General features: G+C 48.0%; 15 protein-coding genes. 10 read left to right on the top strand and 5 right to left on the bottom strand.

Annotated features, from left to right (window positions below; genetic code table 11):
* Positions 1 to 107 precede the first annotated feature (107 nt).
* From H6F93_RS29400 to H6F93_RS29375, 6 genes are all read left to right on the top strand, one after another.
* Positions 108 to 464 (top strand): YciI family protein, encoded by a 357-nt coding sequence (locus H6F93_RS29400; protein ID WP_190646523.1) that lies wholly within the window; start codon positions 108 to 110, stop codon positions 462 to 464.
* A 96-nt stretch (positions 465 to 560) separates the two neighbouring features.
* A complete protein-coding gene (locus tag H6F93_RS35975) occupies positions 561 to 1,385 on the top strand; it encodes a YciI family protein (protein WP_190688909.1) in 825 nt (274 codons plus the stop codon).
* An 86-nt stretch (positions 1,386 to 1,471) separates the two neighbouring features.
* Positions 1,472 to 1,915 (top strand): YybH family protein, encoded by a 444-nt coding sequence (locus tag H6F93_RS29390; protein WP_190688906.1) that lies wholly within the window; start codon positions 1,472 to 1,474, stop codon positions 1,913 to 1,915.
* A gap of 95 nt (positions 1,916 to 2,010) precedes the next feature.
* Positions 2,011 to 2,421 (top strand): VOC family protein, encoded by a 411-nt coding sequence (locus H6F93_RS29385; RefSeq protein ID WP_190688903.1) that lies wholly within the window; start codon positions 2,011 to 2,013, stop codon positions 2,419 to 2,421.
* A gap of 79 nt (positions 2,422 to 2,500) precedes the next feature.
* Positions 2,501 to 2,902: a VOC family protein gene (locus H6F93_RS29380; protein ID WP_190688900.1), complete on the top strand. Its 402-nt coding sequence runs from the start codon at positions 2,501 to 2,503 to the stop codon at positions 2,900 to 2,902.
* Positions 2,903 to 2,918: 16 nt separating this feature from the next.
* Positions 2,919 to 3,647: a DUF899 domain-containing protein gene (locus H6F93_RS29375; protein WP_190688896.1), complete on the top strand. Its 729-nt coding sequence runs from the start codon at positions 2,919 to 2,921 to the stop codon at positions 3,645 to 3,647.
* A gap of 92 nt (positions 3,648 to 3,739) precedes the next feature.
* On the opposite strand, the gene H6F93_RS29370 is transcribed toward H6F93_RS29375, so the two are convergent.
* Positions 3,740 to 5,230 (bottom strand): S10 family peptidase, encoded by a 1,491-nt coding sequence (locus H6F93_RS29370; RefSeq protein WP_190688892.1) that lies wholly within the window; start codon positions 5,228 to 5,230, stop codon positions 3,740 to 3,742.
* Between the two features lie 467 nt (positions 5,231 to 5,697).
* Here H6F93_RS29370 and H6F93_RS29365 point away from each other — a divergent pair, with 467 nt between their 5' ends.
* Together H6F93_RS29365 and H6F93_RS29360 are read left to right on the top strand one after the other, a co-directional pair.
* Entirely contained in the window at positions 5,698 to 6,240 is a 543-nt protein-coding gene (locus H6F93_RS29365) for an HNH endonuclease (RefSeq protein ID WP_190688889.1), read from the top strand.
* 181 nt (positions 6,241 to 6,421) lie between these two features.
* Complete coding sequence (locus H6F93_RS29360) at positions 6,422 to 7,321, top strand: NADPH-dependent oxidoreductase (RefSeq protein ID WP_242043684.1); 900 nt, start codon at positions 6,422 to 6,424, stop codon at positions 7,319 to 7,321.
* An 83-nt stretch (positions 7,322 to 7,404) separates the two neighbouring features.
* Here H6F93_RS29360 and H6F93_RS29355 read toward each other — a convergent pair whose 3' ends face one another.
* Entirely contained in the window at positions 7,405 to 7,728 is a 324-nt protein-coding gene (locus H6F93_RS29355) for a hypothetical protein (protein ID WP_242043683.1), read from the bottom strand.
* A gap of 128 nt (positions 7,729 to 7,856) precedes the next feature.
* Between H6F93_RS29355 and H6F93_RS29350 the strand changes: the two genes are divergently transcribed.
* The gene (locus H6F93_RS29350) at positions 7,857 to 8,642 is read left to right on the top strand and encodes a class I SAM-dependent methyltransferase (RefSeq protein WP_190688886.1); all 786 of its coding nucleotides are present in this window, start codon (positions 7,857 to 7,859) and stop codon (positions 8,640 to 8,642) included.
* A gap of 34 nt (positions 8,643 to 8,676) precedes the next feature.
* Here the strand turns inward: H6F93_RS29350 and H6F93_RS35495 are convergent, their stop codons facing one another.
* The 3 genes from H6F93_RS35495 to H6F93_RS29335 are packed head-to-tail and all read right to left on the bottom strand — an operon-like array spanning position 8,677 to position 12,056.
* Positions 8,677 to 9,603, bottom strand: coding sequence for a transglutaminase N-terminal domain-containing protein (locus H6F93_RS35495; RefSeq protein ID WP_190688883.1), 927 nt, complete (start codon positions 9,601 to 9,603; stop codon positions 8,677 to 8,679).
* A 7-nt stretch (positions 9,604 to 9,610) separates the two neighbouring features.
* Complete coding sequence (locus H6F93_RS29340; RefSeq protein WP_190646533.1) at positions 9,611 to 10,570, bottom strand: alpha-E domain-containing protein; 960 nt, start codon at positions 10,568 to 10,570, stop codon at positions 9,611 to 9,613.
* Positions 10,571 to 10,628: 58 nt separating this feature from the next.
* A complete protein-coding gene (locus tag H6F93_RS29335; RefSeq protein WP_524538038.1) occupies positions 10,629 to 12,056 on the bottom strand; it encodes a circularly permuted type 2 ATP-grasp protein in 1,428 nt (475 codons plus the stop codon).
* Positions 12,057 to 12,442: 386 nt separating this feature from the next.
* Here H6F93_RS29335 and ggt point away from each other — a divergent pair, with 386 nt between their 5' ends.
* The gene (gene ggt, locus H6F93_RS29330; protein WP_190688878.1) at positions 12,443 to 14,242 is read left to right on the top strand and encodes a gamma-glutamyltransferase; all 1,800 of its coding nucleotides are present in this window, start codon (positions 12,443 to 12,445) and stop codon (positions 14,240 to 14,242) included.
* Positions 14,243 to 14,471 lie beyond the last annotated feature (229 nt).

Here is a 14,471-nt window from a genome sequence, read left to right as displayed (position 1 = left end):
CTATCGCATCTGACGAGAAAATTTTGGGTGAGGTGTCGATTTAAGTCATTGCCGTTCGACTCACTTGCAAAGGTAAAGAATCAAAGGCAAAGAATGGAGGCAACCGAATGAAATACTTGCTGCTGATATACATGGACGAAAATGTTCTGAGTGAAACCGAGCGAGAACACTGCTACGTGGAATCTGCACAACTCGCACAGGAACTTAACTCGAAAGGACAATACCTGGCAACCGCTCCCCTTCACCCCGTTGCAACGGCAACCAGCGTTCGGGTACGTGACGGCAAATCACTGGTGACTGACGGTCCGTTTGCTGAAACCCGTGAACAACTGGGCGGATTTTTTCTGATTGATGCTCAGGATTTGGATGAGGCGATCGCGATCGCCGCTCAGATCCCAGGGGCAAGAGCTGGCACCGTCGAAATTCGTCCCGTGCTTGAAGTTGCGGGATTACCAAAGAGTTAGTGCCTGCTTGTTTCAGTTCGCCTAATTCTACCAATCCTTCCACTTCAACAGTTCAGAATCCTGACCCCACAAACTTCAGTCCGAGGAGATACTCCAATGCGATTTATGTTGCTCATGATTCCCCAAGGCTACGAGAGTGCAGACCCAGGAGCTATGCCCGATGCTAAAGCGGTTGAAGCCATGATGAAGTACAACGAAGCACTTCAACAAGCTGGCGTACTGGTTTCCCTTGAAGGGCTTCACCCGCCCTCAATGGGTGCGCGAATTACCTTCAATGGGGGAAATCCAAAAGTGACGGAAGGAGTTTCCCCGAATGTGAAAGAGGTGCTGGGTGGCTACTGGATGATTCAAGTGAACTCAAAAGAGGAAGCCATTGAGTGGGCTTCTCGCTGTCCTGCCTCAGATAACGAGACGATCGAAATCCGTCAAGTGCAAGAATTTGAGGATTTCTCTGAAGATGTTCAGCAAGCCGCAGCTGGATTTGTGGAAATGGAAGCACAGGGAACGACTCGATCAACCGATGAAGCTCTAATCCGAGAACTGTTAGAGAAATGGGCAGATGCAACCCGTTTGGGAAAGCATGATGAAGTTCTGGTTTTCCATGCATCAGATGTCACGATCTTCGATGTGTTGCCTCCGCTGAAGTATGAGGGAGCCGATGCTTATCGCAAAAGCTGGGACGATTGGCAGCCCACAACCGAAAGTTCCGGTCGATTTGAAATTCACGATCTCAAAATCACTGCGGGTCAGGACGTAGCATTCGCGTATTGCTTGATCCACTGCGGGGGGGCTCAACCCGATGGTGGGACATTCGAAGATTGGGTACGTGCCACGTTTTGCCTCCACAAATTAGCGGGGAAGTGGTTAGTCACTCATCAACATATTTCAATGCCAATTGGCAAACAATCGGGGAACCGTTAGTTGTGCCCTGTAACCCCAACTCATTTTGTCGCTAGCCCAGATCTCGACGCCTAAAATTTCTAACCTCAAACCAAGGAGATTCTTCAATGACAGTTGCAAACATCAACACAAACCACGAAGCTCAAATTCGCCAACTAATTAGCGATCAACAGCGTGCCATTTGCGCCAAAGACGTGGATCAAATCATGTCTCATTATGCCAATGAGGTCATTCTCTTCGATGTCAAACCTCCATTTCAAACCAAAGGCAAAGACGCAGTTCGTCACATCTGGGAAGACTGTCTGCCTTATTTTCCAGACTCTTTTGAGATGGAAACACGAGATCTTACGATCGCTGTGAATGATGGCTTGGCGACAGCACACTGGCTATTTCGCTTTAAGGGAGAACCCGATCATCCTGCAATGAAAATGTGGCTACGCGCCACTGCTGTTTACCAGAAGAATCAGGGCGACTGGCAGATCTTACATGAACACATTTCGGTGCCATTTGCTCCAGAGACCTCTCAAGCGGTCTTCACGCTTAACCCGTAGAAACAATTGTATGAGCGGGTTTGGTAGACCCATTGAATACCTCAAAGCAATCAATGTAATCCCTCCCTACAGGAACTAACCCACAAGAGGACATCATGAAAATTAATCCTTATCTCATGTTCAACGGTAATTGCGAGGCAGCATTCAAGTTTTACGAGCAGTGTCTTGGCGGCAAGATCACGATGATGATGACTCACAAAGAGGCACCTTCAGCAGAACAGGTATCTCCTGAATGGCATGACAAAATCATGCACGCCTGTCTCGATTTGGGCGATCGCCTCCTGATGGGGTCTGACAGTCCACCTGAATATTCTGAAACTGCTCAAGGCTTCTACGTGCAGATTAGCGTTGCTGAGCCAGCGGAAGCAGAACGAATTTTTCACACTCTGGCAGAAAACGGCAAGGTAAAGATGCCGATCGAGCAAACCTTTTGGTCTGTCCGTTTTGGAATGTTGATCGACCAGTTCGGTACGCCCTGGATGGTTAACTGCGATCAGGTTGCTTAAACCGTTGTAATCTCCCTTAAACTCCATCCTCAACGCTTTTCTACCAATACATCTGCAACAAATCACCCCAAGAAAAAACATGACTACCCAAATTTTCGTCAACCTACCCGTCAACGACCTCAAGCAATCGATCGAGTTCTTTACGCAACTTGGTTTCCAGTTCAATCCTCAATTCACTGACGAAACTGCCACCTGCATGATTGTTTCGGAGACAATCTTCGTCATGCTCTTGACCCATGAGAAGTTCAAGACCTTCACACCAAAGGCGATTTGTGATGCCAAGCAAAGTACTGAAGTGCTGGTGTGCTTATCTGCTGAAAGTCGAGAAAAAATTGATGACATGGTTCGCAAAGCGATCGCAGCGGGTGGAACCACTCACAGCGAACCCCAAGACCACGGCTTCATGTACGCACACGGGTTTCAAGATTTAGATGGACACATTTGGGAACTGATGTACATGGAACCCAGCGCAATTAACTAATCAAAGGAGATTCACGATGATTAAGAACGAAATTGCGCATCCAAAAATTGTTGAGCAAAATGAGTGGCTCACTGCTCGTAAAACCCTGCTTGAACACGAGAAAGAATATACCCGGCAACGCGATCGCATTAATGCCGAGCGACGCAGGCTACCCATGATCAAACTTGAGAAGGACTACACCTTTGAAGGATCAAATGGTTCCGTCAAACTAATTGATTTATTTGATGGACGTACCCAACTCATCATTTACCACTTTATGTTTGCTCCGGAGTGGGAGAAAGGCTGTATGGGCTGTACAGGCTATGTTGATGCTCTCGGTGATCTGTCAATGCTGAGCGATCGCGACACAACATTCGTGCTGGTTTCCCGTGCCCCACTGCCCAAACTTGAAGCCTACAAAACACTCAAAGGATGGACTGTCCCCTGGTATTCCTCCTTTGGCAGTGATTTCAACTATGATTTCCATGTCACGTTAGATGAAAACATCGCACCCATCGAGTACAACTATCGGGACAAAGCTGAGTTAGAGAGAAGGAATGGCTCAAATGTGATGCAGGGCGAGAGTCATGGACTTAGCGTTTTCTTCCGCATTGGTGACGATGTGTTCCACACGTACTCGACTTATGGTCGTGGTGTTGAATCACTCACGGATTCCTACAGCTTGCTGGATATGACTCCCTATGGGCGGCAAGAGGATTTTGAAGACTCTCCCCCAGGTTGGCCCCAGCAGCCGACGTATGGATAATTTCGTAGGGCATGGCATTGCCATGCCCCTACAGAGGAAATTGAGATCCGTGGATGATGTCCGCATTCAGCAATGCCGATTTTCCTTCACCCCTATTTCTGAGCGATCGCCCGATGATAAAACTGTGTCATTTCAGCAAACCATTCTTGCCGAGAAGCCTCCCAGGTGTAAAACATATGTCCGCCTTGAAAATGTTTGATGGTTAGATTAGGGCGAACTTCTGGATCAAGCTTCATCAAATCTGCAAGATGGTTGGAGGAAAAGTAGGGCGTGACCAAATCAAATAGTCCATGTGTGATGTAAACCTGCATGTAAGAGTTGAGCGTCATGCCCACACGCAAATCATCGACTGCACCAATAAAGCCTTGTTTTAACCCACCTTTGAGTTCAAATTTCCAGGCTTTGAAGGTTTCAAAATTGAGCAAATGATAGGTTAAGTTTGTCTCAACTCCTAAAGTGCCGCGTAAGTGACTATTAATTGCTCCTGTAAATAACCGATCCAACCCGTCTAAGGTTGGATCGGTTCCTTCATAGAGAGGGCGATCGGGAAAGGGATCAATTGCCGTAATTGAGGCATCATATAAACCCACAATGCGCTGCTGGTCGCGGAGCAACTCTCTAGCAAATACATCAATGCCAATCCGTCCACCTTGCCGAGTAATGAGATCAACTGGCAGACCCACTAAATTTGCAAACTCTTGATAAACCTGTTGTCGCTCATCACTGGGTAAGGTATCTCCCAGCGCCAAGAGTGGAATTAGCGTTCTGCGGGCAAATACTTCGGCGGCAGCGAGATGAGTTTGCAAGTTTTCACCCACCAATTGAGCGCGATCGTGATGGGCGGCGGCTCCCGCCATTGAGGGAAGGACTGCCGCCCAGGATGTTAAGTTGTAATCGGTTCCTTCTAATAAACTAAATTCTAGGACGGGTGAAATGAGAATTGCCCCTGATAACCCTACACCAAAGTCTTGTTGCAGTTTACGCGCCAGTTTTGCGACCCGAAATCCGCCATAACTTTCGCCTGCAATGAAAATAGGAGATAGCCAGCGATTTTGCTTTGAGAGGAAGGTTTGGATAAATTCTGCTAGTGCCTTTAAATCTCGTTCTACTTCCCAAAACTCAGTTTCTTTCTCTTCTGGGTTTTCAGATTTTGTCTTTTCGTCCGCTTTCGCATCATCTTTCTCGGGCGGCACTGCCCGACTAAAGCCTGTTCCTACTGGGTCGATGAATACCAGATCTGTAAAGCTCAGCCAACTTTCTAAATTATCTACAACTTTAACGGGAGGTTGAGGTAGGGTACCTTTCTGACCAAATGCGACTCGTTTAGGCCCTAACGCGCCCATGTGTAGGTAGGCAGAGGCAGCACCAGGTCCACCATTAAATACAAAAGTGAGTGGACGGGGAGTAGAGTCTTGATTATCTACTAGATAGGCTACATGAAAGAGTTCGGCGATCGCCTTCTCGCGCTCATATAAGGGTTGCCACTGGGCGATCGCGGTGTAATGAATCTCTCCACTAGGCAGGGAAAGAACGTGATTGGTGGTGCTAGATTGACGAGTTGTAGGAGTGGTGGAATCGGACATAGTGATGCTTGAAACCCAACGTGATCTCTCATCAATTAAACGTTAAAAGGTGCAGATAGGAATAATGGAACGATTTAATTTTAATGAAAAGGTGGACAGTTGAGTACTACAAGTGTAGTATAAAAACAGCCAAGTTTGTAATACAACTCTTACAGCCTTCGATGATACGCATTCTTCTCGCCACCTTATGCAACCCCATGCTGTGCCTAACCCATAAGGGTTTGAGCTGTATATCGGCGATGTTTGCGCTAACGGGAACGTATCGATTGGGTGGCGGTACTGGCAGTGAAGGCATTAATAGAGCGATTTGTTCAGGCTCCGTTAGCGTCAGATGGTTTACAGAACAATTGACCAAAAGCGGCAGGTGCAGGCAAGCCTAACACCCACATCGGGAAATCTATACCAACTTCCCTAGCCCCCGCTTCTGGTCATCAGAGGCGGGGGTTGTCTTTTGAGGAGCGAAGTTTATGCAGGTGACACAACGGAGTGAGTACAGGCAACCCCAAGTCCTTCAAAACCAAGTAGTAGTGTTCTCTAAAAATTACCTACCCTTGGCGCGGATTAACATCAAGCGGGCGATCGTGCTTCTGGTTACAGGTCAGGCGGAATCTCTAGGATTTGGCAACACTCAGCAGTGGGAAGTGCGATCGCCCAGCATCGTACTACAAATCCCTGAACATATCCGTTTGACGAGTGGCAATCCCGAACGTCACTGGAAAGCACCTCCAGTGAATCGTCGGGAAGTTTTCCGGCGCGATAACCACATTTGCCAGTACTGTGGCAGCCCGAAGCGGCTCACGCTTGATCACGTTATTCCTCGCTCGAAAGGTGGAACTCACACTTGGGATAATGTAGTAGCGGCTTGTGAGAAATGCAATTCAGCGAAGGGCGATCGCCTCTTACACGAAACCGCGATGGTACTGAGAACTAAACCGAAAGCACCGATTCACTCTGCCATTGCGTTTGCCGAGCAATTCTGGAAAGAGCAACATGATACCAACCTGATTTGAAGATGTTGCAAAGATGGGTCAGGGCGCACTGCGATGCGCCCTGACAGAAGTTGACATGTCCCGAAATCTGTTTAAATCAATATGATTTGGCGTGAAGGATACAAGTATTCCTGCACCAAGGCAGACCCACACATAGCAAGGTGAGGGACAGTTAGCGTCAGAATCAGGTGAACTCGACAGGATGAAACGTGCGATCGATGCAAAGGTAAGGAGCGGTGTTTTACCATACCTCTGTCCAATTCACCTATCTTTACGTATGAACCCGCCCAACCCAATCAATCTGATTCAGGAACGCTACGGTATCCGTGCATTCGATCCAGAACGGTGGAATGAGACGTTAACAGCCCTGCTCTCTCACCGCTCAGTGCGTGCCTATCTGCCAGATCCCTTGCCGCCTCACACCCTGGAGACCCTGGTCGCGGCTGCCCAATCTGCTGCCACATCCTCAAACCTGCAAACCTGGAGCGTTGTGGCGATCGCCGATCCAACACGAAAAGACACTCTTGCTCAACTGGCAGGGAATCAGGCACACATTCGCCAATGTCCCTTGTTTCTAGTCTGGTTAACTGACCTGGCACGACTGCATCAGCTTGCCTCACAGCGAGGACTACCTGCCGAAGGGTTAGATTACCTGGAGATGTTTTTGACAGCCACGGTTGATGCTGCCCTGGCAGCGCAGAATGCAACGGTTGCCGCCAAATCTTTGGGGCTGGGCACCGTTTACATTGGCGGAATGCGAAACCATCCCGAACAAGTTGCCGAAACACTCCAGCTCCCACCCCATCTGTTTGCAGTTTTCGGACTGTGCGTGGGATATCCTGACCCCGCTAAACCTGCTGCCATTAAACCTCGTCTACCTCAGGCAGCGGTACTCCACCACGAAACATACAATATCGCGCAGCAAGAAGGGGCGATCGCCCAGTACAACGAAATCATGCAACAGTTTTATCAGTCTCAGCAGATGAATGTAACTGGCGATTGGGTAGAACATTCCCTCAAACGAGTTGCAACAGGACAGGCATTAAGTGGACGCGATCGCTTGAAAGAAATCCTACAGCGTCTCGGGTTTCCGCTGCGTTAGGCTACCAATCATCCCTGACATGTGAAAACACAACAAACCAACAAGCAGGACAGTTCTTTAGAACCCACTTTCTGTCTACTGCTCTAAATCTTGCCTTCAAATCGCTGGTTCCAAATGATATTGCCTACTACATTAACAGCTAAGGTGATAGTCCCCACAATTAACGCCAGCGAGGGATTGTAGCCGCTACGACTCAGGTTTTTCATCCACAAATGAGTCAGATCAGATGACACTAACCCATCTGCAATGAAGGGAAAAAGATACATTAGTGCTGCACCAATAATGAGCCAGCCCACCATAGAGGTAAGCAAAAAGACGGTTTTGGCTGTAGATTGGCTACCCATGGGCGATCGCAGTAAACAACTAACGTCAAGATTATCATGACGATGCGCTGTGTTGGTGCTCATGCAGTTGGTGGTGTGGGCGATCGCTCAAATCAATGACTACTGCGTCATGGTATGGTTTTGCTGATACCCTTATCGTTTCTGCATGCAAGTTAATTTCGGTCGAAAGTTCACTCCGAGCATGACTCATCATGCTTGACGACAATAATAGAAAGCTCTACACAGCCCGTGGTATCGTTCAACATTACACTCAGTTGAAGATGCTACAGCCTGCTGAACAAACCATTCTTGAGCGGTTTCAAAATCAATGGTCGAGTATGAGAATGCTCGATATTGGAGTAGGTGGAGGGCGCACAACCCGACACTTCTCTAAATTAGTGCTGGAGTATGTTGGTATTGACTACTCTACAGAGATGATTGGGGCTTGCCAAAAGCGTTTTGCAGCATCCTCTGATACAACTTTTGAAGTTTGTGATGCTAGAGATATGAGTCAATTTAAGGATAATACTTTCGATTTTATTATGTTTAGCTTTAATGGCATTGATTATGTTTCCCACAGCGATCGGTTGAAAGTGCTTCAAGAAGTGAGCAGAGTGAGTAAACCCGGAGGCTATTTCTTCTTCTCCAGCCATAACCTCCAGCGGATAGAACGAGAGTTTAACTGGAAAAATCAAATGAGCCTGAACCCGATCACAACCTATGTCAATTTGGTGATGTTGACTTTATTACGCTGCTTCAATTACTCAACGACTTTGGAGCAGCTAAGTCTATCTACACACGCCACTGTTAAAGACGAATCTCACAACTTTCGCTTAAAAACTTACTATGTTAGACCTCAAGAACAAATCAACCAATTAGAAGCTGGCTTTAGCAATATCCAAGTTTATTCTTGGAAAAATGGCTTGGAGCTTAAAACTAAAAATGAGTGGTCTGCTAATACTGATATGTGGCTTTACTACCTGTGCACAATCAAATAATTCACTTCTATAGCATTGGGTAAAAAGATCTGTTTCAAGGTTTTATCAAAGCAGCGGCGATAGATAAGTGATACTGCATTTCTGATTTTGTCCCTACACCCTGTTTTAAGCTACCCACGATCGGAACTGTTTGACGGGCAAAAGGGCTAGCAACTAGTGCAATGTGATGGTCGGCTACAGCTAAGCCCTGAGTAGGGTCATAGCCACGCCAGCCAGCCCCCGGCAAGTAAACTTCTGCCCAAGCATGGAGATGATGTTCTTGAGAAGGTGTAGGTTGAGTATCTGTTTGGCGATCGCCCCCCTCACCCCCCGGCTCTTTCGGCTCATCTGACTGATAACCACTGACAAATCGAGCCGCCAGCCCGATCGCCCGACAGGTTTCAATAAACAGGACTGCTAAGTCGCGACATGAGCCTGACTTTTGCGTCCAGGTGATACCAGCCGGAAACGGTTCACCCGTTTCTCGCACGATATATTTGCAGCTTTCGTGAATACGCTGGTTGAGCGTAGTGAGAAAAGAAATGGTATTGTTCGTGTCCTGCCAAATTTCCTCAGCCAGTTGAATCGCAACCGGATTAACACTGCTAGCGAAGTGGAGAAATTGTCCCCCTAAACAGGGCTGTAGCTGCGTCAGGAGTGAAGCAGGATAGTTAACTGGGAGTTGGATGGCCCAGGATTCTACTAGATAGTCAAAGGGGTTTGTGCGAAAAGTCTCAACTTCTGAAGTGGTGGTGATGGTGAGAGTGGCGATCGCCTCTTCTGCAAACCACAGTCGCAGTTCTGCATTGCCATCCAGGTCGATATTTTCTACGACTCGAATCGGTTGTGGATCAGTGTCTAGTGAGAAACGGTGCAGCGTTTGAGCGACATCAGAGCGGGGGCGCAACCGCAGCACATGAGGAGACAAGGTGACTGGATTCTCGTAGCTGTAAGTCGTGGTGTGAGTAATTTTGTAATACACAGTTTAATTACTGAGCCTGGTGCATGGGTTCTAAGGCAAAAAAGGTCTCAAACATCTTTCCTCCAACGCTGTTAATTCGACTTTGCAGGTCGTCCAAAAACTGATGTAAGCCTCGCTGGGTAATTTCTTCAATTGTCAGGTAGTCTAACTCAGAGCGCAGTTTGCCTAACGTTCGCTCAACTGGATTTTGCCAGGTGCCAGGTAAGCAACCCGTGATTTGACAGAGCGATCGCTCCGCCTGCAATAGACAAAACTGAATGGAGCGAGGAAACTCACGGTCTAAAATGAGAAATTCTGCTACCTCATTTGGAGTAATCCGGTGCTGGCATTTGCGATACATCTCATAGGCACTAGCAGATTTAAGCAACGCAATCCACTGCAACTCATCCAGTGCTGTTCCAACATCTTTTACGGAAGGTAACAGAATGAAATACTTCACATCTAGAATTCGCGCTGTTTTATCTGCCCGTTCCAACAGCCTGCCGATTTGCCCAAAGTGCCAACCCTCGTTGTGAGTCATGGTGGCATCCATTACACCTGCAAACAGGTGACTGGCCATTTTTACCTCAGAAAAGAAGCCAAACAGTTCTGATAGCTGCTGCATTTGAGAGGCTTCTTTCACCATCAGATAGAAGGCGTTGACCTGTTCCCACATTTCCGAGGAAATGATTTCTCGCACCGAGCGGGCATTCTCTCGGGCCGATTGCAGACAGGACAGGATGGAGTTGGGATATTTAGGGTCAAAGGTGAGAAAGTGAATGACATTTTCCGGTGTGAACTCACCATAGCGCTCCATAAACAAAGGTAAGTCACCGGTTGTGACCACCAACGGCTTCCACTGTTGGGCTACACCGACGGGAGAATCTAGCAGCAGGTTAAAGTTAACATCAACAAACCGAGCTACATTTTCTGCCCGTTCTACATAGCGATTGAGCCAGTAAATTGAATCTGCAACGCGACTTAACATAAGACATAAAAAATGAGTAAGGGTTGAGAGGGATAGGTGAGCAAATTCTAGGTTTTAACTATTGCACTACCCAGGTATCTTTGCTGCCACCCCCCTGAGATGAGTTGACCACCAGTGAACCTTTCCTCAACGCCACGCGAGTCAGCCCACCCGGAGTCACGTAAATGTCTTTGCCATAGAGGATGTAGGGACGTAAATCAACGTGGCGACCATCAAAATGATCGTCTAAGAAAGTGGGCATTCGCGATAGAGATAAGGTCGGTTGCGCGATGTAGTTGCGAGGGCTGGCTTTGATCCGTCCAGCAAACTCTTCTCGCTGCTCAACGGTAGCGTGAGGTCCAACCAGCATTCCATAGCCACCCGATTCATTCGCAGCTTTGACTACTAGCTTATCCAAATTGGCTAATACATGGGACTGTTGATCGGCTTCCCAGCAAAGGTAAGTAGGAACGTTGGGCAACATCTGGTCTTCGTCCAGGTAGTAACGAATGATTTGAGGTACGTAGGCGTAGATCACTTTATCGTCTGCGACTCCTGTTCCTAAAGCATTGGCGATCGCCACTCGCCCCTGTTTATAGACCTCAGTTAATCCGGGAACACCCAACAATGAATCCGCCCGAAATGCTTTTGGGTCAATGAAGTTATCGTCTATCCGACGGTAGATCACATCAACTCGCTGCAATCCCCTAGTTGTTCGCATCTGCAGATATCCATCAGACACGACCAGATCTCGACCCTCAACTAACTCAACGCCCATTTGCTGCGCTAGAAAAGAGTGCTCAAAATAGGCAGAGTTATAAATCCCAGGCGTTAGCACTACTACTCTGGGCTCAGGCAAGCCTGAAGGAGCCAGATTTAACAGCGTTTCAAGTAGTTGACTGGCATAATCATCCACGGGCTGAATTGCCATCGAGTTAAACACTAGAGGAAACGTGTTTTTCATCACGCGGCGATTTTCTAGCACATAGGAAACACCCGAAGGGCAGCGCAGGTTGTCTTCCAGGACATACCATTGACCGCTGCGATCGCGCACCAAATCCGTCCCAGTAATGTGACACCAAATTCCCTGTGGCGGCTGCAATTCCATACAGGGTTTGAGAAACCCCGACGCTGAATAAATTAGCTCAGCAGGAATTACTCCATCTTTGAGAATCTTCTGCTCTCCGTAGATGTCTGCTAAAAAAAGATTTAGAGCCTGAATTCGCTGTTTTAACCCTTGCTCCAGCCAGCTCCATTCCTGAGCTGAAACAATGCGTGGCACAATATCAAACGGAAAAATTCGCTCAGTTCCTTGATTGTCGCCATAGACATTAAACGTTACCCCTAGCTTAAACAAAGCATTTTGGGCAGCCTGCTGCCGTCGCTGAAGTTCTTGTAGAGTCAAGGACTGAATTCGCTCAATCAGCAGCGTGGCTTCGGCTCGGGGTTGCCCCTTTGCCGCAAATAGCTCATCGTAAAAGTCTCCGGGGTTATACTGGTCAATCACAATCAATAGTCCCTTTCAATGCTGCCAGGTGTTTGCTTTCATGCAACGCCACTCGCCTGAGCGCAAACGCTTCTTCAATTTATACCTATTCAATAGAGGGTAGCGGAAACTGCTGACTGTAATGGATGATACAGAAACAGTTTGAATGTAGCCTAAGCAGTATTGGTAATGGGCTGATACAGCGATTACTCACCCTAAATCCACCACCGTTGCGCTTTCACAGAGCCTAAAAATGAGTTGCAGACACAACTATCTTTGGATAGGTTTTCTAATACTTTTCTCCTGTTGGTGAAATCGAGTTTAGTAATAAGAGAGTTTGAACTGACTTAGGTTTCCCTATGGGCTCAACTCGTTTACCATACTCCGTATTCAAAAGGGGGTGAGATATGAGACGACGACGAGTTATTGCCGTTTTGGCGATCGCCATTTTTTTAGGAATTGTATTGCTAACAGGCGCACCACCTCGTGCCCAGGAAGGAGCAGCAGCAGTTGCTAGAGGAAGGGGTGGGGCGGTTGCCTCAGTCGATGCAAGAGCAACTGAAGTTGGAATTGAAGTGCTACAGGCAGGCGGTAATGCAATTGATGCAGCGGTTGCGGCAGCGGCGGCACTGGGTGTAGTCGAACCCTTTTCGGCAGGAGTTGGGGGTGGCGACTTTATGGTGATTTACCTGAAGGATGCCGATCGAGTGATCACATTAGATGGACGCGAACAGGCTCCCGCTTCTGCCAGTGTGGATATGTTTAACGATCCCAACAATCCAGGAGAACTGTTACCGTTTTCCCCCGATCGCATCAGCACCGGACTTGCTGTTGGTGTACCGGGCACCCCTCTAACTTGGGCAGAAGCTTTAAGTCGCTATGGCACGATCTCATTGGCAGAAGCTTTAGAACCTGCGATCGCCATTGCAGAAGACGGTTTTGAAGTAGATACAACCTTTGTCACTCAGCTTGAGCAAAATCAAGAGCGATTTGGTGCCTACATTCCTACCCGATCGCTTTACCTGGCGAATGGGCTGCCCGAAGTGGGTTCAACCTTTCGCAATCCAGATTTGGCAAAAACCTATCGACTGTTGGTTGAACAAGGCGTGAATGCGTTCTATCGAGGTGAGATCGCACAAGCAATTGTAGAAACGGTACAAAACCCTCCTGCACAGGAAATTACACCCTTTGCCGCACTTCCGGGAGGAATGACCTTAGATGATTTAGATGAGTATCATGTACAGGTTCGTCCACCTGTGGCGACCGACTATCGCGGTTACACAATTTACGGTATGGGACTGCCCAGCAGTGGCGGTGTTACTGGCATTCAAACGCTCAATTTAGCGGAAGGTTTTGACCTGGCAACACTCGATCGCGCCCAGGCTTTACACGCCATTATTGAATCCGAGAGGTTGGCATACGCCGATCGCTCTGCTTTTCTGGGCGATCCAGAGTATGTTGATGTCCCTCTTGCAGGTTTGTTGAGTGAAGAGTACACAGCGGAGAGGCGATCGCTCATTGAAAACACTGCCCCACCCGAAGGGATCGAAGCCCGCACCACAGCAGGCAATCCATTGCCCTATCAAACTGATCCTAGTCCCAGCATGACAACCGCCACTCCTGTCGCTCAAATTGGCGATCACGAAGGGCTTTCCACCACTCACCTAACCGTTGCCGATCGCTTTGGCAATGTCGTTTCCTACACACTCACGATTGAGTCTACGGGTGGCTCTGGCATTGTTGTTCCAGGATATGGATTTCTCCTCAACAATGAGTTGACCGACTTTGACCCCGAAAGTCCTCATCCCAACACCCCAGAACCGGGAAAGCGCCCCCGCAGCAGTATGTCTCCGACGATCGCCTTTGCTCCAGATGGACAAGTGATAGCCTTTGGCTCTCCAGGTGGTTCAACCATTATCACAACCGTTCTAGGAATTGCCTTTAATGTATTTGACTTTGATCTGCCAATTGATAAGGCGATCGCCGCTCCTCGTATCTCTCAACGCAATGGAGGCGTAACTCAAGTAGATAGTGGCTTTGAAACCAGTGAGTTAGGGTTAGCCCTGACTGAGTTAGGACATGTGCTGGAACCTGTTGCCGAAATTGGAGCCGCTACAGGTATAGCCATCAACCCTGACGGAACAATGATTGCAGCCGCAGAGCCAACTCGCCGAGGAGGTGGAGCAGCCCAAACCGTCGAACCGTAAAACAGTACAGACCTTATATCCTTATCCGAATGTACTGGCGAAATAAAGAACTTACAGCCATCTTCAGATGAATAAGCTTTAGCGTAGGGGCGGTTCGCAAACCGCCCTTACAGAGTAGACCTCCTGCATGAATCAAAAGGCATGTGCCAATTCATAGTTGAGTAAGCCAGCAATCAGATTCAAGCGCAAGCCAAACCGTTTTCTACGATTGCGATAACGTCCCGAAAAG

The organism is Leptolyngbya sp. FACHB-671, assembly GCF_014695745.1.
Lineage (GTDB): Bacteria > Cyanobacteriota > Cyanobacteriia > Elainellales > Elainellaceae > JAAUTN01.
Note: the sequence above shows the minus strand (reverse complement) of the source record. Positions and strands in the feature narration are given on the sequence as shown.